The following is a 24589-nucleotide window of genomic DNA, read 5'->3' as shown; positions in this document are numbered from 1 at the left end:
TGGAAGGACAATGGCGTCGTCACCCGGCTTTGCTCGCGCAGGGACCTGGGACGACGCCTTTTTTTGCAAGGTGAAGACGCGATGAATGAACCATCAGCCGGCCCATTGGCCTGGGTCAACGGCAGCGATGCCCCGGAAAAGACCGAAATCAACCTCGGCTTCATGGCCCTGAGCGACTGCGCCTCGGTGGTGGTCGCGGCGACACAGGGTTTCGCCCAGCCCTACGGCCTGACGCTGAATCTCAAGCGCCAGTCGTCGTGGGCCAATCTGCGGGACAAACTGGTGAGCGGCGAACTCGACGCCGCCCACAGCCTGTACGGTTTGATCTACGCCGTGCATTTGGGCATCGGTGGCGTCGCGCCCACCGACATGGCCGTGCTCATGGGCCTGAACCAGAACGGTCAGAGCATCAACCTTTCCCACGGCTTGCAGGCCCTGGGCGTGACCAGTCCTGAGGCGCTGGATCGGCACGTGCACCAAAGTCGCCCAAAACTCACCTTCGCCCAGACATTTCCGACCGGCACCCACGCCATGTGGCTGTATTACTGGCTTGCGAGCCAGGGTATTCATCCGTTGCAGGATGTCGACAGCGTGGTGGTGCCGCCGCCGCAAATGGTCGCGCACCTGCAGGCGGGGCGCATCGACGGCTTCTGCGTCGGTGAGCCGTGGTCTGCCAGCGCGGTGAAACAGAACCTCGGGTTCACCCTGGCGACGACCCAGACCATCTGGCCCGATCACCCGGAAAAAGTCCTCGGCTGCACCCGCGCTTTCGTCGAGCACTACCCCAACACCGCCCGCGCGCTGGTGATGGCGATTCTGCAGGCCAGCCGTTTCATTGAACAAAGCCCGGAGAATCGCCGCAGTACCGCGCAACTGCTGAGCGCGCCGCACTACCTCGATGCGCCACTCGATTGCATCGAGCCGCGCTTGCTCGGCGACTATGCCGACGGTCTGGGCAATCGCTGGCAAGACCCGCACGCGCTGCGCTTCCATGGTGAGGGTGAGGTCAACTTGCCTTATTTGTCCGATGGCATGTGGTTCATGACCCAGTTCCGCCGCTGGGGTTTGTTGCGCGACGACCCGGACTACCTCGCGGTGGCCCGTCAGGTGCAGCAACTAGACTTGTACCGAGAGGCCGCCAGCGCCGTCGGTGTTGCTGCCTTGGGCAAGGAAATGCGCAGCAGCCAGTTGATCGACGGCAAGCGCTGGGACGGTTCCGACCCGGGCGGCTACGCCCGCAGTTTCAAGCTGCATGCCATGAGCGACAGCTCGCCCCTTCTCGCCAGCCGCTGACAGGAGACTGCAAACATGCTGCGTATCCTGCTGATCAACGACACGGCGAAAAAAGTCGGACGCCTGAAAGCCGCCCTGACCGAAGCCGGGTTCGAGGTCATAGACGAATCCGGCCTGACCATCGACCTCCCCGCACGCGTCGAAACGGTGCGCCCGGACGTGATCCTGATCGATACCGAGTCACCGAGCCGTGATGTGATGGAGCAAGTGGTGCTGGTGTCGCGCGATCAACCACGGCCCATCGTGATGTTTACCGATGAGCATGATCCTGACGTGATGCGCCAGGCGATCAAGTCCGGCGTCAGTGCCTACATCGTCGAAGGCATTCACGCACAACGCTTGCAGCCGATTCTCGACGTGGCCATGGCACGTTTTGAAAGCGACCAGGCCCTGCGTGCTCAATTGCACGCCCGCGACCAGCAACTGGCCGAGCGCAAGCGCATCGAGCTGGCTAAAGGGTTGCTGATGAAAATGAAGGACTGCAACGAGGAAGAGGCCTACACCCTCATGCGCCGCCAGGCCATGAGCCGCCAGCAGAAGCTGATTCAGGTGGCGGAACAGATTATTGCCATGAGTGAGTTGCTGGGCTGAATTCCTGCGGTGGATGTTCTATCGCCTTCGCGAGCAAGCCCGCTCCCACATTGGAATGCATTTCAAATGTGGGAGCGGGCTTGCTCGAGAATGGCAGCGACTCGGTTTCGGCTGTTGGCACAGATTTGGCTATGTAATCGGTACAGGTAACCAACGGCGGTTGCCCCACCTACGACAAAGACGTCGCTCACCTCATTTGCCCTTGGCGAATCAGGTGGCGGCGTTTTTTTGTTTTGGCCCCATAGCCTGGGGCCGGTGGTGCGGCCCTTCGGCGCCCCACCTGCATGACTCCCGTTCGAGACTCCTATCAGTTGAGGTGCGCGATGAATTCAAGCTTCTGGAAATCCGGCCATACCCCGACACTGTTCGCGGCCTTCCTTTATTTCGACCTGAGCTTCATGGTCTGGTACCTGCTCGGTCCGCTGGCGGTGCAGATTGCCGCCGACCTGCACCTGACCACCCAGCAACGCGGGCTGGTGGTGGCCACGCCGATTCTGGCCGGTGCCGTGCTGCGCTTTGTGATGGGCCTGCTGGCTGACCGCCTGTCGCCGAAAACCGCCGGACTGATTGGCCAGGTGATCGTCATTTGTGCCCTGTTCGGCGCCTGGAAGCTCGGCATCCACAGCTATGAACAAGCGCTACTGCTGGGCCTGTTCCTCGGCATGGCTGGCGCGTCGTTTGCCGTCGCCCTGCCCCTGGCGTCGCAGTGGTATCCGCCGCAGCACCAAGGCAAGGCCATGGGCATCGCCGGTGCCGGCAACTCGGGCACCGTGCTCGCGGCGCTGATCGCGCCGGTCCTGGCGGCTGCATTCGGCTGGAGCAATGTGTTCGGCTTCGCCCTGATCCCGCTGATCCTGACCCTGATCGTCTTCGCCTGGTTGGCCAAAAACGCCCCGGAACGGCCGAAAGCCAAGTCCGTGTCCGACTACTTCAAAGCGTTGGGCGACCGTGACAGCTGGTGGTTCATGTTTTTCTACAGCGTGACCTTCGGCGGTTTCATCGGCCTGGCCAGCGCGCTGCCCGGCTACTTCAATGACCAATATGGCCTGAGCCCGGTGACGGCCGGCTACTACACCGCTGCCTGCGTGTTCGGTGGCAGCCTGATGCGGCCGTTGGGCGGCGCGCTGGCCGACCGTTTTGGTGGCATTCGCACCCTGCTGGGAATGTACACGGTGGCGGCGATCTGCATCGCCGCAGTGGGTTTCAATCTGCCGAGTTCCTACGCCGCATTGGCCCTTTTCGTCTGCACCATGCTCGGTTTGGGTGCGGGTAACGGCGCAGTGTTCCAATTGGTCCCGCAGCGCTTCCGTCGGGAAATCGGCGTGATGACCGGCCTGATCGGCATGGCCGGCGGGATCGGTGGCTTCGCCCTCGCGGCCGGCATGGGCGCGATCAAGCAAAGTACCGGCAGTTATCAGCTGGCGTTGTGGTTGTTCGCCAGCCTCGGTGTCCTGGCCTGGTTCGGTCTGCACGGTGTGAAACGTCGCTGGAGAACCACCTGGGGCTCGGCTGCCGTGACCGCTGCACGGGTCTGAGGCAGCCATGAGTCTGCAACTGAGCTTCGCCGAAGCCAGCGCCATCGGCCCTCGCGAGGAAAACCAGGACGCCCTGCGCCTGGTCACCCCGGCCCCGGCGCTGGCGGCGAGCAAGGGTTACCTGTTCGCCATCGCCGACGGTGTCAGCCAATGCGCCGACGGCGGGCTGGCGGCTCGCTCGACCTTGCAGGCCCTGGCGCTGGATTACTACGCCACGCCGGAGACTTGGGGTGTCGCGCAGGCACTGGATCGCCTGCTGTTGGCGCAGAATCGCTGGTTACAGGCCAATGGCGGCGGGCAACCGCTGCTGACCACCGTCAGTGCCTTGGTCATGCGCGGCAGGCGTTTTACTCTGGCGCATGTCGGCGATTGCCGGGTCTATCGCTGGCACGCCGAGACGTTGCAGCGGGTCAGCGAAGATCACGTCTGGGACCAGCCGGGCATGCAGCACGTGCTCAAACGCGCTTTAGGGCTGGATCAGCATCTGGTGCTGGATTTTCTGGATGGCGAGCTTCGGCTGAACGAGAGTTTCGTGCTGCTCAGCGACGGTATCTGGGCGGTGTTGGGTGATACGGCGATTGCGGCGATCCTGCGCGATCAGCCCGATCTGCACAGCGCTGCGCAAACGCTGGTCACTGCCGCGCACCTGGCCGGCAGTCAGGACAACGCCAGCGCCTTGCTGGTGCGGGTCGATGCCCTCGGTGAAACGAGCATCGGCGATGCCTTGATTCATTTGCAGCAATGGCCGCTGCCTCCGGCTTTGAAACCGGGCCAGGCCTTCGAGGGTTGGCAGGTCGAAGGGATTCTTGGCCAGAGTCAGCAGTCAGTGCTCTATCGGGTACGCGATGCGCAGCAACAGCCTTGGCTCCTGAAAACCCTGCCCGCCGCGTTGCGCGACGATCACCTGGCCGGGCAGGCGTTGCTGTCGGAAGAATGGTTCCTCAAGCGCGTGGCCGGGCGGCATTTTCCTGAAGTGCATGCCGCCAGTCAGCGTCAGCATTTGTACTACGTGATGCGGGAATACGCCGGATCAACCCTGGCGCAACTGCATGAGCAGGTCGGAGCGCTGCCGCTGGCCCAATGGCTGGACCTGGCCGAACGCCTGTTGCGGGCGGTCGGCATGCTGCATCGCCGGCAGATTCTCCATCGCGACATCAAACCGGAGAATGTGCTGTTGGGGGACGATGGCGAGTTACGCCTGCTGGATTTCGGTCTCGCCTACTGCCCCGGCCTGTCCGAAGACCAGCCCTCGGCCCTGCCCGGAACACCCAGCTATATCGCGCCGGAAGCCTTTCGCGGCGACCCGCCGACACCGCAACAGGATCTGTATGCGGTGGGCGTGACCTTGTATTTCCTGCTCACCGGGCATTTTCCCTACGGCGAAATCGAAGCGTTCCAGCGTCCACGCTTTGGCGTGCAGGTCAGCGCCAGTCGCTACCGGCCCGACCTGCCGGAGTGGATCGCACAAAGCCTGGAACGGGCCGTTGCGGCTGATCCGGGCCAGCGCTTTGAAACGGCGGAAGAGTGGTTGTTACTACTGGAACAGGGCGAACGGCGCAGTTTGAGCGTGCGGCCTCGACCGTTGCTGGAGCGCGAGCCGCTGAAAGTCTGGCGGACGTTGGCGCTGGTGTCGTTGGTGGTCAATCTGGTGCTGTTGTTTCTGGCATTTCACGGCTGAATGTTCATCGATTGAAGGAAATCACTATGAGCGCAAAAGTCTGGCTGGTGGGTGCGGGTCCTGGCGATCCGGAATTGCTGACGCTCAAGGCCGTTCGGGCATTGAGGGAAGCGGATGTGGTGTTGATCGATGATTTGGTCAATGACGCCGTGCTGGAACATTGCCCCAACGCGCGGATTATTCCGGTTGGTAAACGCGGTGGTTGTCGCTCCACGCCTCAAGCCTTCATTCATCGCCTGATGCTGCGCTACGCACGCCACGGCAAATGCGTGGTCCGGCTCAAGGGGGGCGACCCGTGCATTTTTGGCCGCGGCGGTGAAGAAGCGCAGTGGTTGCGTGAACGCGGGGTCGACGTCGAGCTGGTCAATGGCATCACCGCCGGGCTTGCTGGCGCGACGCAGTGCGATATTCCGTTGACGCTAAGGGGCGTGGCTCGCGGCGTGACGCTGGTCACCGCCCACACTCAGGATGGCAGCAGCCTGAACTGGCAGGCCTTGGCCCAGAGTGGCACGACGCTGGTGGTCTACATGGGAGTGGCAAAACTGAGCGAGATCCGCGAGCAACTGCTGGCGGGCGGGATGGCGCCGGATACACCGGTGGCGATGATTGAAAACGCGTCCCTGCCGCACCAACGGGAATGTCGCAGCGACCTGACGGCCATGGAGGAAGATGCCTGCGCCTTCGAACTCAAGAGCCCGGCAATCCTGGTGATTGGCACCGTGGCCGCCCGTGCAACATCATCCTTGTGGGAGCGTGGCTTGCCCGCGATGACGGCCGATCAGTCAGCCTGAATCCAACTGATTCAACCCTTCTTCACTAAATCGCAGACAAAGAAAAGCCCGGCCTAAGCCGGGCTTTTCAGAGCTGCGAGCTAATTACTTAGCTTGAGCTTCAACCTGCGCTTCTACGCGACGGTTTACAGCGCGACCAGCTTCAGTTTTGTTGTCAGCAACTGGGCGGGATTCGCCGTAGCCAACAGACTGAACGCGGGACGATTCAACACCGTACTGGTTGGTCAGAACTTGCTTAACGGCGTTTGCACGACGCTCGGACAGTTTCTGGTTGTAAGCGTCAGGACCGACGGAGTCAGTGTGACCTTCAACAGTAGTGCTGGTGGATGGGTACTGCTTCATGAAGTCAGCGAGGTTCTTGATGTCGCCGTAGCTGTTAGGCTTGACTACCGACTTGTCGAAGTCGAACTTCACGTCCAGCTCAACACGAACAACTTCAGCAACTGCTGGGCAGCCATCAGCGTCAACAGTTACGTTGGCTGGGGTGTCCGGGCACTTGTCAACGTTGTCGCAAACGCCATCGTTGTCGCTGTCGGAGCAGACTTCAGCTGGCGCTGGTGCTGGAGCAGCAGCAGGCTTGGAGCCGCCACCGAAGTTCACACCGATACCGACGCTTGGAGCCCACTCGGTGTCGCCCTGGTCGATGTTGTATTGAGCTTCAACGCCAGCACGGGCGTAGAAGTTCTCGGTGAAGTACAGCTTGGCACCGCCGCCAACGTTGGCGAAGGTGGAACGGTTACGACCGCTCGAGCCGTTCTGGCCGATGCTTTGATCGGAGAAACCAGCCGAAACGTATGGACGGACCATGTCGCCTGGGTTGTTGAAGTGGTACAGAGCGTCCAGAGCGGTGTTAGCGCCCTTGATGTTACGACCGTCGTCGGAACGCACGTTGTGCACTTCGTCGTAGCCCAGACGCAGTTCAACGTCGTCGGTCAAGAAGTAGCCAACCGAACCACCGAACAGGTTGCCGTTGTTCTTGAAGTTACGAGCGCTGTCGAATTGTTCTTTCTTTGCGAAGCCTTCGATTTCAACTGCGCCTTGGCCTTGTGCCAGAGCGCCGAACGAAGTGGCGGCAATCAAAGAACCAATGGCCAAGCCCAAGGTGTTTTTCAGTTTCATCCGTTAAATCCCCATCTGGTGATTGTGAAGCAGTCCCGCAAACCGGGGGACAACTCGGCGGCAAGTCTAACAGAACTTGCCTACACGTAAGAGATATTTGCGCCGAACTAAGTTTCAGCAATGCCTGCAAATTTCTCACGCAATTTGTCTAGAGCGCGTTTGTACCGCATTTTTGTTGCACTCAAACCCATGTGCATGATGTCTGCGATCTCCTGAAACTCCAGCTCTGCGACAAATCGTAGCACCAGAATTTCACGGTCAATCGGGTTCACATACACCAGCCAGCGATCGAGTCCGCCCTTCTCCTCGGGTTTCGGCGCCTTCTCTTCAGACGCTTCCTCAAGGGGGTCAAGACTCAAAGCATCCATCAAGCGACGCTTTCGCCGTTCTTTCCGATACTGCGTGATGCACTCGTTGTACGTGATGCTATAGAGCCATGTCTTGAACTTCGATTTGCCCTCGAAGTTCTTCAAGCCGTACAGCACCTTCAACATCACTTCCTGACAGACATCGTCTGCATCTCGATCGTTCCCAAGATATCGTGCACAGACGTTAAATAATGTTCGTTGGTAACGCCGCATCAGTTCTTCATAGGCGCGCGTTACGTGAAACAGCTCGGTATGCGAGCGCGCGACCAACTCCTCATCAGAGAGCTCGCGGGGGTCGTAGCGCGTGGAGAGCGATTGAGCTTTATTCAAAACAAGTCGGGCCGACAGTCAGGTCAATGTCCGCCGCAGCCCTTCAGGGCATTTAGCGGCGGCATACATTAGCAGGGTTTGCCGGGTTAGCGGCTACTCACATGCTGCTCCAGGAGGATCCGATTGGAGAGAGAGACTAGCTCACCCTCATCGGTCAGCAATGTGGTTTTAACCGTGCCGATCTCTTCGATCTGACCTTCGACCTCGCCAACACGCACTTGTTGCCCAACCTGATACAACTCACGCACATAGATTCCCGCAAGAATCTGGCCGGCAATTTCCCGGCTTCCCAACCCCATGGCCAGCGCAACCGCCAGACCAACGGTAATCAAAACAATCACAATCACATGGTTCAGAAGGTCAGTCTTGACCTCCAATTGGCTGATTGCGACCGAAATACTGATGATAATCACCAGGCCCTGGGCAATTCGCCCCAGACCGGCGGCGTAATCCAGCCCTACGCCCTCTGCCGCACCACGCACCAGCCCATTGGCCAGTTGCGCCAGCAATACACCCACCAACAGCACCAGCGCGGCGCCGAATACTTTCGGCAAATACAGCGCAAGCATGTCAAGCGTAGCTGAAACTCGCTCAAGTCCAAGGGATTCTGCCGCAGAAACCAGAAAAATCAGCAGAACGAACCAATAGACAATCTTGCCGATCAACGTCGAAATCGGCACCTGGAGGCCGGCCCGGGACAGCAATTTTGTCAAACCGGTGCCGCCCATCAAGCGATCGAGCCCCAGCTTGGCGAGCAACTTGGACAGCAAAGTGTCTAAAAGTTTCGCCACGACAAAACCTAGCAGCAATACAACCAGTGCGCCAAACAGGTTCGGGATGAAATTTGCAACCTTGGTCCATAACGCAGTCATTGCAGTGACGAGGCTCTGTGTCCAGAGATCAAGTTCCATATTCAATCAGCCTTATCAGCAGTGCGAACGGTAGGTTTACGGTGACGGGAAACCGGCGAGACATGGGCCGATCCGTTATTCAGGGCGATCATCAGCGCGGGCAGCCAGCGGCCCAGCAGGCTGAACAGATCACCGGCGCCGACCTGGCGGTTGGCGGTTTTCAGTACACGGCCAAGGCACGCATCGTCGTCCCGAGTGGACGGTGATGCCTTGAGCATGTCACGCAAAGACTGTTCAAACGGATCGTGCATACGCACCTCTCGTGATGTCTGTGAAAGACGCGATCAAATTTGCCCGGGTCACATGGCTCACCTTCAGACCCAGCGCAAACGTCGGAATAACCACCACTGCCCGAGCGCCACCGAGACCATCATCAGGCAGGCAATCAGGAAGCCATAAGGGCTTGCCGAGAACGGAATTCCCCCGACGTTGATGCCCAAAAGACCGGTCAGAAAACTCATCGGCAAAAAGATCCCGGTGATGATCCCGAAACGGTACATCGTGCGATTCATGCGCACGCTCAAACGTCTATCTTCGGCCTCAAGGACCAGCCCCACCCGCTCCCGGGTCAATTCCAGCTCTTCGAGATAGCGGGTCAGGCTGTTGTTCAATTCGTTCCAGTAATCGCCATCATCCTCGACAAACCACGGCAGTTTTATCCGTGTCAGCTGAGCGAAAATATCCCGCTGCGGAGCGAGAAAACGCTTCAACGCAGCAGCCCGCCGACGGATCTGCAAAACGGCGCCATGTTCGGGCGCGTACCGTTCGTCGGCATCCAGCTTTTCTTCTTCCTCATCGACGACTTCCGAGAGGCAACTGACCAGATCCTGCACTTTATTGGTGAGGAATTGCGCCATATAAAGGATGAGTTCGGAGGCGGTTTTCGGCCCCTTGCCTTCCGCGAGCTGTACCAACAACTCATCAGTGGCGCGCAATGGACGCAAACGCAGGGAAATCACCCGTTGGGCCGAAGCAAAGATCCGCACCGAGACCATGTCTTCCGGCTCGGCGCCCGGGTTCAGGTTGACCCCACGCAAAAATAACAGCAGTTCGCTGTCGGAAAGCTGTAGAAGACGCGGACGGGTGTTCTCTTCGAGCAGCAAGTCACAGCTGAATTCGCTCAGACCACTGGATTTGCGCAGCCAGGTCTGGGTTTGCGGGTGACTGCGATCCCAATGCAGCCACAGGCTTTCATGGGCCTGCAGCTGCAAGTCATCGAGTTCAGTCCGGGCTATCGAACGCGCACCGCCTTTTCCGTCCAGCACCAGGGCATGCACCAGCCCCCACTGCGCGTTTTCTTCCTCGAACATCCTCACCCCTTTGTTGATGGCGCGTTTACTCAGGCATTTTCAGCGGGCTTGGCGAGATGATCACGCCGTTGTTGTCCGCGTAAATGTAATGGCCCGGATGGAACGTCACGCCCGCAAAGGTCACCGCCACGTTGAGATCGCCGAGACCGCGCTTGTCGGTTTTCATCGGGTGGCTGGCCAGGGCCTGAACCCCAAGGTCAGTTTGGGCGATGACGTCGACGTCGCGGATGCAACCGTAGATCACCAGCCCTTCCCAGCCGTTACTGGCGGCTTTCTCGGCGATCATGTCGCCCAGCAGCGCACGGCGCAGGGAACCGCCACCATCGACCACCAGCACCTTGCCGTGACCTTTGAGTTCGGCTTGCTCCTTGACCAGTGAGTTATCTTCGAAGCACTTGATGGTCACGATTTCACCGCCGAAGGAATCACGGCCGCCAAAATTGCTGAACATCGGTTCCAGCACCTGCACCAACTCTGGATAGGCGTCGCACAGGTCAGGCGTGAGGTAATGGTTCATCGAGAAACTCCTGTAAAGAGGAAGGCACATCGAGGATGTCGCAAAGTGACCAGAAAAGCTCAATGCGTCATATCTTAGCCGCAAGCCGATCAGAGCGAAATGCCCTTGTTAGAGCATCGGGCTCAAACCGCCGCGGCCAAATCCGGCTTCCCACCCAGTAACGGCGTTTGCTGATCCGCCAGCCAGCGGGCCACCAACGGCCAGACTTCAGTCTGGGCGGCTTTGCTGACGAGCATTTCCACGTGGCCGAAATTATCGCCAAAGCCCTGCTCGCGCCCCAGGTTTATAAATTGCTTGTGCTCGGAGCCAACCTGATCGAACAACTTGCGACAGGCCCAGGCCGGGTCCTGATGATCGCCCGCTGCACTCACGGCCAGTACGGGTAACTGAACCTCGGCCAACCCGGCCCACCAATCCTTGTCGGCATCGCCGAAGCGCCCGAACAGGCCGTACCAGCGCATGCTTTCCAGGGCCAGGCCAATCGGCTCGTCCTCCGGGCCACGCTTGAGCCGGGAACCGGACAGTTGGGCAAAACGCTTGAGAATGAAGCGTCCGCTCCACTCCACCGGCGGAATCTTCAACGGCCAGTAAGTGCGGCTGACCTGCGTACCGAAAAACGCCGCAGAGGCCACGACCGGCTCGCCGATGTACTCACCGCCCAATGCCGCCGCCAGAGTAATCCCGCCCAGCGAGTGACCGATCCAGTGCGGAACCTGGCCACTTTGCTCGCGTACGAACGCGCCAATGGCTGGCAGATCGTAGCGCGCATAGTCGGCGACGCGGTTCTTGCGGTAGTCGTGGTTGCGCTGGGACAGGCCATGACCGCGCATTTCCGGAATCCACACGTCGAACCCCAGGCGAGTCAGGTAAGCGCCCAGCCCCAGGCCTTTCGGGGAAAACCAGAAGCGTCGATTGGAAAAACTGCCGTGCAACAGGATCACCGGCACGCCACGCACGGACGATTCATCGGCCAGGCCGAGGCGGGTTACCGCCAGCTCGACGGTGCCGTCGGGGCTGTTGCCAGGTTTCAAACGATAGACGTCTTCGCTCAGATCGCCGCGCCGCTCGGCGCTGATCAGGGCGACAGGAAATAGGTTGCTGCTGCTTTGCATAATGCTCTTGCACAAAAAAGGGCGGCTTCCAGAGGAGCCCGCCCTACTTGAATCTTAATGGAACCGGTCATAGACCGCGCCGCCAATCATTGTAGGAGCGAGCTTGCTCGCTCCTACAACAACATCATCATCAAGCCGAGGCTTGACCTTCAGCCAGGAAGAACCAGGTTTCCAGTACGGAATCGGGGTTCAGCGAAACGCTTTCAATGCCCTGCTCCATCAGCCACTTGGCCAGATCAGGATGGTCCGAAGGGCCCTGACCGCAGATGCCGATGTACTTGCCAGCCTTGTTGCACGCGGCAATGGCGTTCGCCAGCAGCTTCTTGACCGCAGGGTTACGCTCGTCGAACAGGTGAGCGATGATCCCGGAGTCACGGTCCAGGCCCAAGGTCAGTTGGGTCAGGTCGTTGGAGCCGATGGAGAAGCCATCGAAGAACTCGAGGAATTCTTCAGCAAGAATCGCGTTGGACGGCAGTTCGCACATCATGATGATGCGCAGGCCGTTTTCGCCACGCTTCAAGCCGTTTTCCGCCAACAGGTCGATGACCTGGCTCGCTTCGCCCAGGGTACGGACGAACGGCACCATGATTTCGACGTTGGTCAGGCCCATCTCGTTGCGCACGCGCTTGAGGGCACGGCATTCGAGTTCGAAGCAGTCGCGGAACGATTCGCTGATGTAACGCGAAGCGCCACGGAAGCCCAGCATCGGGTTCTCTTCTTCCGGCTCGTAGAGCTTGCCGCCGATCAGGTTCGCGTATTCGTTGGACTTGAAGTCCGACAGACGCACGATGACCTTTTTCGGGGTGAACGCAGCGGCCAGGGTGCTGATGCCTTCAACCAGCTTCTCGACGTAGAAACCGACCGGATCGTCGTAGCCGGCAATGCGCTTGTCGACGCTGTCCTTGATGTCCTGCGGCAGCCCGGCGTAGTTCAGCAGCGCCTTGGGGTGCACGCCGATCATGCGGTTGATGATGAATTCCAGACGGGCCAGGCCCACACCGGCGTTCGGCAGCTGCGCGAAGTCGAAGGCGCGGTCCGGGTTACCGACGTTCATCATGATCTTGAACGGCAGATCAGGCATGGCGTCGACGGAGTTTTTCTTGATGTCGAAGCCCAGTTCGCCTTCGAAGATGTAGCCGGTGTCGCCTTCAGCGCAGGAAACGGTCACGCCCTGGCCGTCTTGCAACAGCTGGGTGGCGTTGCCGCAACCGACCACGGCCGGGATGCCCAGCTCGCGAGCGATGATCGCCGCGTGGCAGGTACGACCGCCACGGTTGGTGACGATGGCGCTGGCGCGCTTCATGACCGGTTCCCAGTCCGGGTCGGTCATGTCGGAGACCAGCACGTCGCCTGGCTGGACTTTGTCCATCTCGGACACGTCCTTGATGATGCGGACCTTGCCGGCGCCAATGCGCTGGCCGATGGCGCGACCTTCAACCAGCACGGTGCCGGTTTCTTTCAACAGGTAACGTTCCATGACGTTGGCCTGGGTGCGGCTCTTCACGGTTTCAGGACGGGCCTGAACGATGTAGAGCTTGCCGTCGTCGCCGTCTTTGGCCCACTCGATGTCCATCGGGCACTTGTAGTGCTTCTCGATGATCATCGCTTGCTTGGCCAGTTCGCTGACTTCGGCGTCGCTCAGGCAGAAACGTGCACGATCGGCCTTGTCGACGTCGATGGTCTTGACCGACTTGCCGGCCGTGGCCACTTCGCCGTAGATCATCTTGATGGCTTTGCTGCCCAGGTTGCGACGCAGGATGGCCGGACGACCGGCTGCCAGCGTGCCTTTGTGGACGTAGAACTCATCCGGGTTCACCGCGCCTTGTACGACGGTTTCACCCAGGCCGTAGGCGCCAGTGATGAACACCACGTCACGGAAGCCCGATTCGGTATCGAGGGTGAACATCACGCCGGCGGTGCCGGTTTCGGAGCGGACCATGCGCTGCACACCGGCCGACAGGGCTACCAGCTTGTGGTCGAAGCCCTGGTGCACGCGGTAGGAAATGGCGCGGTCGTTGAAGAGTGAAGCGAACACCTCTTTGGCGGCGCGAATAACGTTTTCGACACCACGGATGTTCAGGAAGGTTTCCTGCTGACCGGCGAAGGAAGCATCCGGCAGGTCTTCGGCGGTAGCGGAAGAGCGCACGGCCACGGCCATGTCAGGGTTGCCGGCCGACAGCGTGGTGAACGCGGTGCGGATCTCGGCGTTGAGCTTCTCGGGGAATTCGGCTTCCATGATCCATTGACGGATCTGGGCGCCGGTCTTGGCGAGGGCATTGACATCGTCGACGTCCAGGGCGTCGAGGGCGGCGTGGATCTGATCGTTCAGGCCGCTCAGTTCGAGAAAATCACGATAAGCCTGAGCTGTCGTGGCGAAGCCACCGGGCACCGATACACCGGCACCTGCAAGGTTACTGATCATCTCGCCAAGGGATGCGTTCTTGCCCCCTACGTGCTCTACATCATGGACGCCGAGCTTATCGAGGGAAACTACGTACTCTACCAAGGTGATCTCTCCACTAACTGTGTTGGAAAAGCTCAGAAGCCGGCTGCTCGGGGGAGCATTTGCCAGCTGTATGGCCTGGACCTGGAAAATAAGTGAGAATGCGGGCCACTGGCGGCCAGCAAATCGCGCCTATCATATCCAAGAATGATCATTAGCTTAAGGCCCAAGGTGCAAATGAAACGATCTGCTTTCTTTATTTCCGACGGCACCGGCATCACAGCCGAGACCCTTGGCCAAAGCCTCTTGGCGCAGTTCGAGAACATTACCTTCAACAAATTCACGCGGCCGTACATCGACAACGTGGATAAAGCGCGGGCCATGGTACAACAAATCAACAAAGCCGCCGAAAACGACGGCTTTCGGCCGATCATCTTCGACACCATCGTCAACCAGGACATTCGTGAGATCCTCGCAACGTCCAATGGTTTCATGATCGACATTTTCTCGACCTTCCTGGCGCCGCTCGAACAGGAACTGACCGAACATTCTTCCTACACCGTCGGCAAATCGCACTCGATTGGCAGCAGCACCAATTACATGGAGCGCATCGAGGCGGTGAACTTCGCCCTCGACAACGACGACGGCGCCCGCACGCACTATTACGACAAGGCCGACCTGATCCTGGTGGGCGTGTCGCGCTGCGGCAAAACCCCGACCTGCCTGTACATGGCCATGCAATTCGGCATCCGCGCGGCCAACTACCCGCTGACCGAGGACGACATGGAGCGCCTGCAACTGCCGAACGCCCTGCGCGCCCATCAGCACAAGCTGTTCGGCCTGACCATCGACCCGGACCGCCTCACCGCGATCCGCAACGAGCGCAAGCCCAACAGCCGCTATTCGAGTTATGCACAGTGCGAATTCGAAGTGCGCGAAGTGGAGAACCTGTTCCGCCGCGAGAACATCCCGAACATCAATTCCACGCACTTTTCGGTGGAAGAGATTTCGGCGAAGATTCTGGTGGAGAAAGGCGTGGAGCGGCGGTTCAAGTAGTGATGTAGCGCCTGTTGCACCGCTATCCCGAGCAGGCTCGCTCCCACAGTGGATCTTCAGTGGACACAACATTTGTGTACGAACGAGATCCCTTGTGGGAGCGAGCCTGCTCGCGATGAACGATTACACGGTCTCTGTTAATGCCCCCGCCAACGCCTCAAACCCTCGAAGCAATAGCTGATCATCCCCCGTCGAATGACACACACTCGCCCTGATGAACTGCGGCACCGCGCCATGCCCGACCGCAAACATCTCTCCTGTGGCCACCAGGTAATTGTTTTCCTTCAGCTCTGCAGCAATCTGCGAGGCCCGCCACGGTTCTGGCACTTCGATCCAGAAGTGCGGACTGTGAGGATGCGTATTAAACACCAGACCTTCCAACTGACCGCTGACCAACGCCTTGCGCCGGCCAATCTCGACAATCTGCTGGCCCAGCAACTGCTCCGCGACACCGTTTTCTATCCACAGGCTCGCCACTTCCAGCGTCAGCGGACTGGCCATCCAGCACGTCCCGCGCACTGCCGCGCTCAAGCGTCCGATCAACGGTTGCGGCGCATGCAGATAACCGACCCGCAGCCCTGCTGAAACCGCCTTGCTCAGGCTGCCAATCAACACCGAGCGCTCCGGGGCGAAATGGCTCAACGGTAACGGACGCTGCTGAGCCAATACCGCGTGGGCCTCGTCCTCGAAGATCAACAGATTATTCTGCCGGCAGACCTCTGCAATCGCCTCGCGCCGTGCGACCGACATCACCGCCGCCGTAGGATTCTGGATTGTCGGCGTGCAATACAGCGCTGAGACACGATGGTGACGGCAAATTTCCTCAAGGGCGACGGGATCCAGTCCTTCATCATCCATCGCCACGCCGATGAGTTTTATCCCCAGCAGGCGTGCGACGCTGATCAACCCAGGGTAAGTCAGGTGTTCGGTCACCACGGTGTCGCCGGCCTTGATCAACCCCATCAATGCACACAACACACCGTGCTGGCCGCCGTTCACGCAGACGATCTGCTCGGCGCTCGGGACAAACGCTCCGTGCCTGAGCCAATGCGCGCCCGCCGCACGGTAGCGCGGCAGTCCGGCCTCGGCGGTGTAGCCGCCGAGGTGTCGCAACGCGTGGGGATCGAGGGCCAGGGCTTGCAGGGTCTGACTCAGGAAATGCGCTTCCCGCCCCGGAATCGGCTGATTGCGGCTCATGTCGAAAAACGGCCTGGGTTCATCGCTGACATTGCGAAAGCCGACGTCTCGCGGGCGCTCCATCCCGCGCTGACGCACATAAGTGCCGTCTCCTACACGGGCCACCACCAAACCCACACGCTCCAGTTCGCCATACGCACGACTGATGGTGCCAATGGTGACGCCCACGCTATCAGCCAACAGTCGATGCGGCGGCAACTTGCAACCGGGTTCGATCAGCCCTTCGGCAATGCCTTTTTCCACGGCGTCGGCGAGGCGTTTGTACTTCACGCCCAGACCATTGGCGAGGCCGTCGCGCAGGATTGACACCATGGCAATACTTACTTTGACAGTCATTGCAGCCCCGAATAGCGTGTTTGAAACAGGTTCAATCAGGGATAGACCTTTTGCCTTTGAAGGTCAATCCGACGACAAAGGAATCGATCATGTCCATCGCTATCAGCGCGCCTGCAAGTATCCGCAAACCCTGGTTGACCGCACTGGTCACCAGCACGTTGTTTCTCATCGTGTGCCTGAGTTGGGGGACGACGTGGCTGGGGATAAAAATTGCCGTGGAAAGCGTGCCGCCGCTGACGGCTGCGGGCCTGCGGTTCCTGATCGCCTTCCCGCTGTTTCTCTGCTTCGCCCGCCTGCGTCGTGAGCCGCTGTTGTTTCCCAGGGAAAGCCGCTGGTTCTTTGTGTTCGTCACGCTGTCGTATTTCAGCCTGCCGTACTACTTGCTCAACTACGGCGAAATGCACGTGTCGTCCGGTCTGACGGCGCTGCTGTTCAGCTGCATGCCGGTGTTTATTTTGCTGTTTTCCGCGCTGTTTCTGCGGGAGAAAATCTACCCTTCACAGGTGCTGGGTATCACCATCGGCTTCGGCAGCCTGTTCATGATTATCCGCAGCCAAGGGCTGCATCTGGACCATGCCGAGTTGTTCGGGGTGCTGGCGATTCTTTGCGCGGCGGTGATGCATGCGCTGTGTTACGTGGTGACCAAGAAACACGGCACGGCGATCAGCGTGATTACCTACAACACCCTGCCGATCGGTATCGCCGGGCTAATGTTGTTTATCGCGGGATTGAGTGTTGAGGCGCCGGTGTTCGCGGCCATCAGCTTGCGCTCGTGGAGCGCCCTGCTCTATCTGGGGCTGGTGGCGTCGGTGGGTGGATTTATCGTTTACTTTTTGCTGCTCAAACGACTGAGCCCGATCATTTTGTCGTTTGTGTTCATTATTTTTCCGGTGTTCGCGGTGGTGATGGGTGCGTGGTACGAGGGACAGGTTATTTCTCGAGAACTTGTAATCTATTCGGCGATATTGCTGCTGGGGTTTGCCATCACCAAATTGCCCATCGAGAAATGGCTCAACGGTTGAACACATTCCTGTAGGCGCCAGGCTTGCCGGCGAAGGCGTTTTTGAGGGCGCCTTCGCCGGCAAGCCTGGCGCCTACAGGGATGGGTGTCAGATCACGAATAGATCGACAAACCGATTCACCGGTGTGGCCTCAAGCTTCGCCTGATCGGTGCACAACGCAAAAATCTCGGCACTGCGCTGCGCAGTGAAGCGGGTCGCGAGGTTGGCCTTGAACTTGTCCTCCAACAGCGGGATGCCATCGACACGGCGACGGCGATGGCCGATCGGGTATTCCACCACCACGTTCTCGGTGCTGGAACCGTCCTTGAAAAACACCTGTATCGCATTGGCGATCGAGCGCTTGTCGGCCTCGAGGTATTCGCGGGTGAAGCGTGGCTCCTCGACGATGACCATTTTCTCGCGCAGCACATCGATGATCGGGTGCGCCGCGTGGAAATCGTCTTCGTACTGCTCGGCCACCAGATTGCCGAACGCCAGCGGCACGGCGGTCATGTACTGAATGCAATGGTCGCGGTCCGCGGCGTTGGCCAACGGGCCGACCTTGGAAATGATGCGGATCGCCGATTCGTGGGTGGTGATGACGATTTTGTCGATTTCGTGCAGGCGATTCCTGACGTGCGGGTGCAGGGTGACCGCAGCTTCGCAAGCGGTCTGCGCGTGGAACTCGGCGGGAAAGCTGATCTTGAACAGCACGTTTTCCATCACATAACTACCGTACTTGCGCGAAAAGCTGAACACGCGTTTGTCTTCGGGCTTGAGCGCCAGATCATTGTTGGTGTGGCTGAACAACACGTCATAAAAGCCCCACTGCTTGGCGGTCAGCACGCTGGGGATGCCCATTTCACCGCGCATCGCGATGTCTGCCAGGCGCACGCCACGACTCGACGCATCCCCGGCCGCCCAGGACTTTCGCGACCCGGCGTTCGGCGCATGGCGGTAGGTCCGTAATGCCTGGCCATCGGCAAACGCGTGGGACAACGCCGACAGCAATTGCTCGCGATTGGCCCCCATCAGTTTGGCGGTGACGGCGGTCGAGGCGACTTTCACCAGGATGACGTGATCGAGGCCTACGCGGTTGAAGGAATTTTCCAGCGCGATGACGCCCTGAATCTCGTGGGCCATGACCATGGCTTCGAGCACTGCGCGAACCGTCAGCGGCGCCTCGCCATTGGCCAAACGTTTTTGCGACAGATGGTCGGCCACCGCGAGAATCCCGCCGAGGTTATCGGACGGATGGCCCCACTCGGCCGCGAGCCAGGTGTCGTTGTAATCGAGCCAGCGCACGATGCAGCCGATGTCCCAGGCCGCCTTGACCGGGTCGAGACGGAAATGCGTGCCCGGCACCCGCGCGCCAAAAGGCACGACGGTGCCTTCGACGATAGGGCCAAGGTGTTTGGTGCATTCGGGAAAACGCAGGGCCAGCAGGCCACAGCCCAACGTGTCCATCAGGCAGTTGCGGGCGGTGTCCAACGCTTCTTGGGATTCGATGTTGAAGGTGAGGACATAGTCAGCGATGTCCTGCAGGACCGTGTCGTAGTCGGGGCGGTTGTTCAGGTCGACGTTGGCGCTCATGTTCGATTCACTCGGTCAGTGGTTCGTTGATGGGACCTCGGTTCAGGTAAATCTCAGTCAGTAACAAAATTCTTATTTTGAAGTGCGGTCCTGTAGGAGCCAGGCTTGCCGGCGAAGGCGATCTTGCGGACGCCTTCGCCGGCAAGCCTGGCTCCTACAGGGGATAGGTGTGGGTCAGAAAGAATCACCCGGCACGCGGACGAAGCCTTCCATCAACACCCGTGCACTGCGGCTCATGATGGCTTTGTTCACGGTCCATTCACCGTTGACCTGGCTGGCTTCAGCTCCCACGCGCAAGGTGCCGGACGGATGGCCGAAGCGCACGGCGTTACGTTCGATGCCGCCCGCCGCGAGGTTGACCAACGTGCCGGAGATTGCCGCGGCCGTGCCAATCGCCACGGCTGCCGTGCCCATCATTGCGTGGTGCAACTTGCCCATGGACAACGCACGCACCAGCAGATCGACATCGCCGGCCGCGATGGCCTTGCCGCTGGACGCGACGTAATCCGCAGGCTTGGCCACGAACGCCACCTTGGGCGTGTGCTGACGCTTGGCCGCTTCGTCCAGGTCCTTGATCAGGCCCATGCGCAACGCACCGTAAGCGCGGATGGTCTCGAACATCAGCAGCGCTTTAGGATCACCGTTGATCGCGCCTTGCAGCTCGGTGCCGGTGTAGCCGATGTCTTCGGCGTTGACGAAAATGGTCGGGATGCCGGCGTTGATCATGGTCGCCTTGAAGGTGCCGACGCCGGGCACTTCCAGGTCATCCACCAGGTTGCCGGTGGGGAACATCGAACCGCCGCCACCCTCTTCTTCCGCCGCCGGGTCCATGAATTCGACCTGCACTTCGGCGGCCGGAAAGGTCACGCCGTCGAGTTCGAAATCGCCGGTTTCCTGCACTTCACCGTTGGTAATCGGCACGTGGGCGATGATGGTCTTGCCGATGTTGGCCTGCCACACGCGCACCACGGCCACGCCGTTCTGCGGAATGCGGCTGGCGTCCACCAGGCCGTTGCTGATGGCGAACGAACCGACCGCTGCCGACAGGTTGCCGCAGTTGCCGCTCCAGTCGACGAAAGGCTTGTCGATGGACACCTGACCGAACAGGTAGTCGACGTCGTGATCGGCCTTGATGCTTTTCGACAGGATCACGGTTTTGCTGGTGCTGGACGTCGCGCCGCCCATGCCGTCGATTTGCTTGTCGTACGGGTCGGGGCTGCCGATTACGCGCAGCAACAAGGCATCGCGCGCCGGGCCAGGAATCTGTGCCGCTTCGGGCAGGTCTTGCAGGCTGAAGAACACGCCTTTGCTGGTGCCGCCACGCATGTAGGTGGCGGGGATCTTGATTTGAGGTGCGTGAGCCATAGTGTTCCCTATCAGCAGACACGGGACTTGAAGTCCCGTGCCCGCATTGCGTGTGTTAAACGGCGACCGCCGATTCTTCGAGGAAGTCCTGGGCGAAGCGTTGCAGCACGCCACCGGCCTCGTAGATCGACACTTCTTCGGCGGTGTCGAGGCGGCAGGTCACCGGCACGTCGACGCGTTCGCCGTTCTTGCGATTGATCACCAGCGTTAGTTCGGCGCGCGGTGTGCGCTCGCCGATCACGTCGTAGGTTTCGCTGCCGTCGATGGCCAGGGTGTGACGGTCGGTGCCCGGCTTGAACTCCAGCGGCAACACGCCCATGCCCACCAGGTTGGTGCGGTGAATACGCTCGAAGCCTTCGGCGGCAATCGCTTCCACACCGGCCAGACGCACGCCCTTCGCCGCCCAGTCGCGGGACGAGCCCTGACCGTAGTCGGCGCCGGCGATGATGATCAGCGGCTGCTTGCGTTCCATGTAGGTTTCGATGGCTTCCCACATGCGCATCACTTTGCCTTCCGGCTCGACGCGGGCCAGCGAACCTTGCTTGACCTTGCCGTTTTCCTGGACCATTTCGTTGAACAGTTTCGGGTTAGCGAAGGTCGCGCGTTGCGCGGTCAAGTGGTCACCACGGTGCGTGGCGTAAGAGTTGAAGTCCTCTTCCGGCAAGCCCATTTTCGCCAGGTATTCACCGGCGGCGCTGTCGAGCATGATCGCGTTCGATGGCGACAAGTGATCGGTGGTGATGTTGTCCGGCAGCACGGCCAACGGGCGCATGCCCTTGAGCGGACGCGCGCCGGCCAGTGCGCCTTCCCAGTACGGCGGACGGCGGATGTAGGTGCTCATTTCGCGCCAGTCGTACAACGGCGTGACTTTCGGGCCGGTGTCTTCGTGGATGGCGAACATCGGAATGTAGACCTGACGGAACTGCTCCGGTTTAACCGAGGCTTTCACTACTGCGTCGATCTCTTCGTCGCTCGGCCAGATGTCTTTCAGGCGGATTTCCTTGCCCTCGGCGTCGAGGCCCAGCACGTCCTTTTCGATGTCGAAACGGATGGTCCCGGCGATGGCGTAAGCCACCACCAAAGGTGGCGAGGCGAGGAACGCGTTCTTGGCGTACGGGTGAATCCGCCCGTCGAAGTTACGGTTGCCGGACAGTACCGCAGTGGCGTACAGGTCGCGGTCGATGATCTCTTGCTGGATTACCGGGTCCAGTGCGCCGGACATGCCGTTGCAGGTGGTGCAAGCGAAGGCCACGACGCCGAAGCCGAGCTGTTCCAGCTCATCGGTCAGGCCTGCTTCATCGAGGTACAACGCCACGGTTTTCGAACCTGGCGCCAGGGACGATTTGACCCATGGCTTGCGGGTCAACCCGAGCTTGTTGGCATTGCGCGCCAGCAGGCCGGCGGCAATGACGTTGCGCGGGTTACTGGTGTTGGTGCAGCTGGTGATGGCGGCGATGATCACCGCGCCATCCGGCATCTGCCCCGGCACGTCGTCCCACTGACCGGAGATGCCTTGCGCGGCGAGGTCCGAGGTGGCGACGCGGGCGTGCGGGTTGCTCGGACCGGCCATGTTGCGCACGACCGAGGACAGGTTGAAGATCAACCCGCGCTCGTATTGTGCGTTCTTCAGGCTGTCGGCCCAGAGGCCGGTGTGCTTGGCGTAGGTCTCGACCAACTGCACTTGCTCGTCTTCACGGCCGGTGAGTTTGAGGTAGTCGATGGTCTGCTGGTCGATGTAGAACATCGCCGCCGTGGCGCCGTATTCCGGGGCCATGTTGGAGATGGTCGCGCGGTCGCCGAGGGTCAGCTTCGATGCACCTTCGCCAAAGAACTCCAGCCACGCGCCGACGACTTTTTGCTGACGCAGGAACTCGGTCAGCGCCAGCACCATGTCGGTGGCGGTGATGCCCGGTTGCAGCTTGCCCGTCAGTTCAACGCCGACGCTTTCCGGCAGACGCATCCAGGATGCGCGGCCAAGCATCACGCTTTCCGCTTCCAGGCCACCGACGCCGATGGCGATCACGCCCAGGGCATCGACGTGCGGGGTGTGGCTGTCGGTGCCGACGCAGGTATCAGGGAAGGCAACGCCGTCACGCACCTGGATCACCGGAGACATTTTCTCCAGGTTGATCTGGTGCATGATCCCGTTGCCGGGCGGGATCACGTCGACGTTCTTGAACGCCTTTTTGGTCCAGTTGATGAAGTGGAAACGGTCTTCGTTGCGACGGTCTTCGATGGCGCGGTTCTTCTCGAACGCCTCCGGATCGAACCCACCGCGCTCGACGGCCAGGGAGTGGTCGACGATCAGTTGCGTCGGCACCACCGGGTTCACTTGCGCCGGGTCACCCCCTTGCAGGGCGATGGCGTCACGCAAGCCGGCGAGGTCGACCAGTGCGGTCTGGCCGAGGATGTCGTGGCACACCACGCGCGCCGGAAACCACGGGAAGTCGAGGTCGCGTTTGCGCTCGATGAATTGCTTGAGGGATTCGGTCAGCGTGGCCGGGTCGCAGCGACGCACCAGGTTTTCCGCCAGCACGCGGGAGGTGTACGGCAGAGTGTCGTAGGCGCCGGGCTGGATGGCTTCGACAGCCGCACGGACGTCGAAGTAATCCAGATGGCTGCCGGGCAGCGGTTTGCGGAATTCAGTGTTCATCGTCAGGACTCGGTCACGGTAGTTTCAAAAGGTGGGGCCTGGCACCGGGTTCGAAGCTCACACCCTCCACTGTGGGAGCGAGCCTGCTCGCGATAGCGGTACATCAGTCGACATCAATGTTGAATGTCAGTCCGTCATCGCGAGCAGGCTCACTCCCACAGGGGTTTAGCGGGGTTTTCCTGCTCCGGGTCAGCTCACCATTCAGCGTTGTTCGATTGGCACGAACTTGCGCTGTTCGACGCCGACGTACTCGGCGCTTGGGCGGATGATGCGGTTGTTGGCACGTTGTTCGAACACATGCGCAGCCCAGCCGGTCAGGCGCGAGCAGACGAAGATCGGTGTGAACAACTTGGTCGGGATGCCCATGAAGTGGTACGTCGACGCATGGTAGAAGTCGGCGTTCGGGAACAGTTTCTTCTGTTCCCACATGGTCTTGTCGATGGCCTCGGACACCGGAAACAACACGGTGTCGCCCACTTCATCAGCGAGTTTTTTCGACCAGCCCTTGATCACTTCATTGCGCGGATCGTTGTCCTTATAGATCGCGTGGCCGAAGCCCATGATCTTGTCCTTGCGCTCAAGCATGCCGAGAGTGCCTTTGATCGCCTCTTCCGGCGAACTGAAGCGCTCGATCATTTCCATCGCCGCTTCGTTGGCGCCGCCGTGCAGCGGACCGCGCAGCGAGCCGATGGCGGCGGTGACGCAGGAATACATGTCCGACAGGGTCGATGCGCACACCCGCGCGGTGAAGGTCGAAGCGTTGAACTCGTGTTCCGCATAGAGGATCAGCGAAACGTTCATCACTTTGACGTGCAACTCGCTCGGCTTCTTGTCATGCAGCAGGTGCAGGAAGTGGCCGCCGATGGATTGTTCGTCGCTCACACAGCTGATGCGCTTGCCGTCGTGGCTGAAGCGATACCAGTAGCACATGATCGCCGGGAATGCAGCCAACAGGCGGTCGGTGACATCGTGTTGTTCGGAGAAGTCTTTCTCCGGCTCGAGGTTGCCCAGGAACGAGCAACCGGTGCGCATCACGTCCATCGGATGGGCGTCGGCGGGGATGCGTTCCAGCACTTCTTTCAGCGCTTGCGGCAGGTCACGCAGCTTGCTCAGCTTGCTCACGTAGGCGGCGAGTTGCGTTTTGGTCGGCAGCTCGCCGTACAGCAGCAGGTAAGCCACTTCTTCGAATTGTGCGTCAGCCGCCAGTTCGCGAACGTCGTAGCCACGATAGGTCAGACCGGCGCCCGACTGGCCCACGGTGGACAGTGCGGTTTGCCCGGCAACCTGGCCACGGAGCCCGGCGCCACTGAGTACTTTTGCTTCGGCCATTGCTGTCTCCAATTTTCTTGAAATTTTTAGGGGAAACTTGTGGGAGCGAGCCTGCTCGCGA

Annotated in this window: 20 protein-coding genes; 7 read left to right on the top strand and 13 right to left on the bottom strand. The window is 60.2% G+C overall.

Annotation, left to right across the window (positions count from 1 at the left end; translation table 11 throughout):
* The first annotated feature begins 81 nt into the window (after positions 1-81).
* The 5 genes from ACA057_RS09480 (at position 82) to cobA (ending at position 5888) form a co-directional block, all read left to right on the top strand.
* A complete protein-coding gene (locus tag ACA057_RS09480) occupies positions 82-1293 on the top strand; it encodes a CmpA/NrtA family ABC transporter substrate-binding protein (RefSeq protein ID WP_497347739.1) in 1212 nt (403 codons plus the stop codon).
* 15 nt (positions 1294-1308) lie between these two features.
* Positions 1309-1884: an ANTAR domain-containing response regulator gene (locus ACA057_RS09475; RefSeq protein WP_008027390.1), complete on the top strand. Its 576-nt coding sequence runs from the start codon at positions 1309-1311 to the stop codon at positions 1882-1884.
* 323 nt (positions 1885-2207) lie between these two features.
* A complete protein-coding gene (locus ACA057_RS09470; protein ID WP_401353813.1) occupies positions 2208-3419 on the top strand; it encodes a nitrate/nitrite transporter in 1212 nt (403 codons plus the stop codon).
* Positions 3420-3426: 7 nt separating this feature from the next.
* Entirely contained in the window at positions 3427-5097 is a 1671-nt protein-coding gene (locus ACA057_RS09465; protein ID WP_497347736.1) for a bifunctional protein-serine/threonine kinase/phosphatase, read from the top strand.
* Between the two features lie 26 nt (positions 5098-5123).
* The gene (gene cobA / locus ACA057_RS09460; RefSeq protein WP_497347734.1) at positions 5124-5888 is read left to right on the top strand and encodes a uroporphyrinogen-III C-methyltransferase; all 765 of its coding nucleotides are present in this window, start codon (positions 5124-5126) and stop codon (positions 5886-5888) included.
* Between the two features lie 84 nt (positions 5889-5972).
* Here the strand turns inward: cobA and ACA057_RS09455 are convergent, their stop codons facing one another.
* The 8 genes from ACA057_RS09455 to ppsA form a co-directional block, all read right to left on the bottom strand.
* Entirely contained in the window at positions 5973-7007 is a 1035-nt protein-coding gene (locus tag ACA057_RS09455) for an OmpA family protein (protein WP_497347732.1), read from the bottom strand.
* A 107-nt stretch (positions 7008-7114) separates the two neighbouring features.
* Entirely contained in the window at positions 7115-7705 is a 591-nt protein-coding gene (sigX, locus tag ACA057_RS09450) for an RNA polymerase sigma factor SigX (RefSeq protein ID WP_017337463.1), read from the bottom strand.
* 86 nt (positions 7706-7791) lie between these two features.
* The gene (locus ACA057_RS09445; protein ID WP_008027407.1) at positions 7792-8616 is read right to left on the bottom strand and encodes a mechanosensitive ion channel family protein; all 825 of its coding nucleotides are present in this window, start codon (positions 8614-8616) and stop codon (positions 7792-7794) included.
* Positions 8617-8618: 2 nt separating this feature from the next.
* The gene (locus ACA057_RS09440) at positions 8619-8867 is read right to left on the bottom strand and encodes a hypothetical protein (protein ID WP_045060997.1); all 249 of its coding nucleotides are present in this window, start codon (positions 8865-8867) and stop codon (positions 8619-8621) included.
* A 63-nt stretch (positions 8868-8930) separates the two neighbouring features.
* A complete protein-coding gene (gene cmaX, locus ACA057_RS09435) occupies positions 8931-9926 on the bottom strand; it encodes a divalent cation transporter CmaX (protein ID WP_497347729.1) in 996 nt (331 codons plus the stop codon).
* Positions 9927-9951: 25 nt separating this feature from the next.
* Complete coding sequence (rraA, locus tag ACA057_RS09430) at positions 9952-10443, bottom strand: ribonuclease E activity regulator RraA (RefSeq protein WP_497347727.1); 492 nt, start codon at positions 10441-10443, stop codon at positions 9952-9954.
* Positions 10444-10565: 122 nt separating this feature from the next.
* Positions 10566-11555 carry an alpha/beta fold hydrolase gene (locus ACA057_RS09425; protein WP_497347725.1) on the bottom strand — a complete coding sequence of 330 codons (990 nt, stop codon included), beginning with the start codon at positions 11553-11555 and terminating at the stop codon, positions 10566-10568.
* A 130-nt stretch (positions 11556-11685) separates the two neighbouring features.
* Positions 11686-14061, bottom strand: coding sequence for a phosphoenolpyruvate synthase (ppsA, locus tag ACA057_RS09420; protein ID WP_497347723.1), 2376 nt, complete (start codon positions 14059-14061; stop codon positions 11686-11688).
* 174 nt (positions 14062-14235) lie between these two features.
* On the opposite strand from ppsA, the gene ppsR reads away from it, so the two are divergent.
* Positions 14236-15054: a posphoenolpyruvate synthetase regulatory kinase/phosphorylase PpsR gene (ppsR, locus tag ACA057_RS09415; protein WP_497347721.1), complete on the top strand. Its 819-nt coding sequence runs from the start codon at positions 14236-14238 to the stop codon at positions 15052-15054.
* A 123-nt stretch (positions 15055-15177) separates the two neighbouring features.
* Here the strand turns inward: ppsR and ACA057_RS09410 are convergent, their stop codons facing one another.
* Positions 15178-16587: an aminotransferase-like domain-containing protein gene (locus ACA057_RS09410; RefSeq protein ID WP_497347719.1), complete on the bottom strand. Its 1410-nt coding sequence runs from the start codon at positions 16585-16587 to the stop codon at positions 15178-15180.
* 134 nt (positions 16588-16721) lie between these two features.
* Between ACA057_RS09410 and ACA057_RS09405 the strand changes: the two genes are divergently transcribed.
* Positions 16722-17609, top strand: a complete 888-nt coding sequence (locus ACA057_RS09405) for a DMT family transporter (protein ID WP_497349849.1) — start codon at positions 16722-16724, stop codon at positions 17607-17609.
* Between the two features lie 87 nt (positions 17610-17696).
* Here the strand turns inward: ACA057_RS09405 and prpD are convergent, their stop codons facing one another.
* The 4 genes from prpD to prpC all read right to left on the bottom strand — a co-directional run bounded on the left by prpD (position 17697) and on the right by prpC (position 24528).
* Positions 17697-19181 (bottom strand): 2-methylcitrate dehydratase, encoded by a 1485-nt coding sequence (gene prpD / locus ACA057_RS09400; RefSeq protein ID WP_497347717.1) that lies wholly within the window; start codon positions 19179-19181, stop codon positions 17697-17699.
* Positions 19182-19355: 174 nt separating this feature from the next.
* Positions 19356-20546, bottom strand: coding sequence for a 2-methylaconitate cis-trans isomerase PrpF (gene prpF, locus ACA057_RS09395; RefSeq protein WP_059404634.1), 1191 nt, complete (start codon positions 20544-20546; stop codon positions 19356-19358).
* Between the two features lie 55 nt (positions 20547-20601).
* Positions 20602-23199, bottom strand: a complete 2598-nt coding sequence (gene acnD / locus ACA057_RS09390) for a Fe/S-dependent 2-methylisocitrate dehydratase AcnD (RefSeq protein ID WP_497347715.1) — start codon at positions 23197-23199, stop codon at positions 20602-20604.
* Positions 23200-23400: 201 nt separating this feature from the next.
* Positions 23401-24528, bottom strand: a complete 1128-nt coding sequence (gene prpC, locus ACA057_RS09385; RefSeq protein ID WP_497347713.1) for a bifunctional 2-methylcitrate synthase/citrate synthase — start codon at positions 24526-24528, stop codon at positions 23401-23403.
* Positions 24529-24589 lie beyond the last annotated feature (61 nt).

It is taken from the genome of Pseudomonas sp. LBUM1661 (genome assembly GCF_059695925.1).
This window is presented reverse-complemented; position numbering and strand designations above follow the sequence as displayed.

What these genes read in the sequence shown, in the direction of transcription:
- ACA057_RS09480 (WP_497347739.1), top strand. Translation starts at nt 82, where the DNA reads ATGAATGAACCATCAGCCGGCCCATTGGCCTGGGTCAACGGCAGCGAT.
- ACA057_RS09475 (WP_008027390.1), top strand. Translation starts at nt 1,309, where the DNA reads ATGCTGCGTATCCTGCTGATCAACGACACGGCGAAAAAAGTCGGACGC.
- ACA057_RS09470 (WP_401353813.1), top strand. Translation starts at nt 2,208, where the DNA reads ATGAATTCAAGCTTCTGGAAATCCGGCCATACCCCGACACTGTTCGCG.
- ACA057_RS09465 (WP_497347736.1), top strand. Translation starts at nt 3,427, where the DNA reads ATGAGTCTGCAACTGAGCTTCGCCGAAGCCAGCGCCATCGGCCCTCGC.
- cobA (WP_497347734.1), top strand. Translation starts at nt 5,124, where the DNA reads ATGAGCGCAAAAGTCTGGCTGGTGGGTGCGGGTCCTGGCGATCCGGAA.
- ACA057_RS09455 (WP_497347732.1), bottom strand. Translation starts at nt 7,007, where the DNA reads ATGAAACTGAAAAACACCTTGGGCTTGGCCATTGGTTCTTTGATTGCC.
- ACA057_RS09445 (WP_008027407.1), bottom strand. Translation starts at nt 8,616, where the DNA reads ATGGAACTTGATCTCTGGACACAGAGCCTCGTCACTGCAATGACTGCG.
- ACA057_RS09440 (WP_045060997.1), bottom strand. Translation starts at nt 8,867, where the DNA reads ATGCACGATCCGTTTGAACAGTCTTTGCGTGACATGCTCAAGGCATCA.
- cmaX (WP_497347729.1), bottom strand. Translation starts at nt 9,926, where the DNA reads ATGTTCGAGGAAGAAAACGCGCAGTGGGGGCTGGTGCATGCCCTGGTG.
- rraA (WP_497347727.1), bottom strand. Translation starts at nt 10,443, where the DNA reads ATGAACCATTACCTCACGCCTGACCTGTGCGACGCCTATCCAGAGTTG.
- ACA057_RS09425 (WP_497347725.1), bottom strand. Translation starts at nt 11,555, where the DNA reads ATGCAAAGCAGCAGCAACCTATTTCCTGTCGCCCTGATCAGCGCCGAG.
- ppsR (WP_497347721.1), top strand. Translation starts at nt 14,236, where the DNA reads ATGAAACGATCTGCTTTCTTTATTTCCGACGGCACCGGCATCACAGCC.
- ACA057_RS09410 (WP_497347719.1), bottom strand. Translation starts at nt 16,587, where the DNA reads ATGACTGTCAAAGTAAGTATTGCCATGGTGTCAATCCTGCGCGACGGC.
- prpD (WP_497347717.1), bottom strand. Translation starts at nt 19,181, where the DNA reads ATGAGCGCCAACGTCGACCTGAACAACCGCCCCGACTACGACACGGTC.
- prpF (WP_059404634.1), bottom strand. Translation starts at nt 20,546, where the DNA reads ATGGCTCACGCACCTCAAATCAAGATCCCCGCCACCTACATGCGTGGC.
- acnD (WP_497347715.1), bottom strand. Translation starts at nt 23,199, where the DNA reads ATGAACACTGAATTCCGCAAACCGCTGCCCGGCAGCCATCTGGATTAC.
- prpC (WP_497347713.1), bottom strand. Translation starts at nt 24,528, where the DNA reads ATGGCCGAAGCAAAAGTACTCAGTGGCGCCGGGCTCCGTGGCCAGGTT.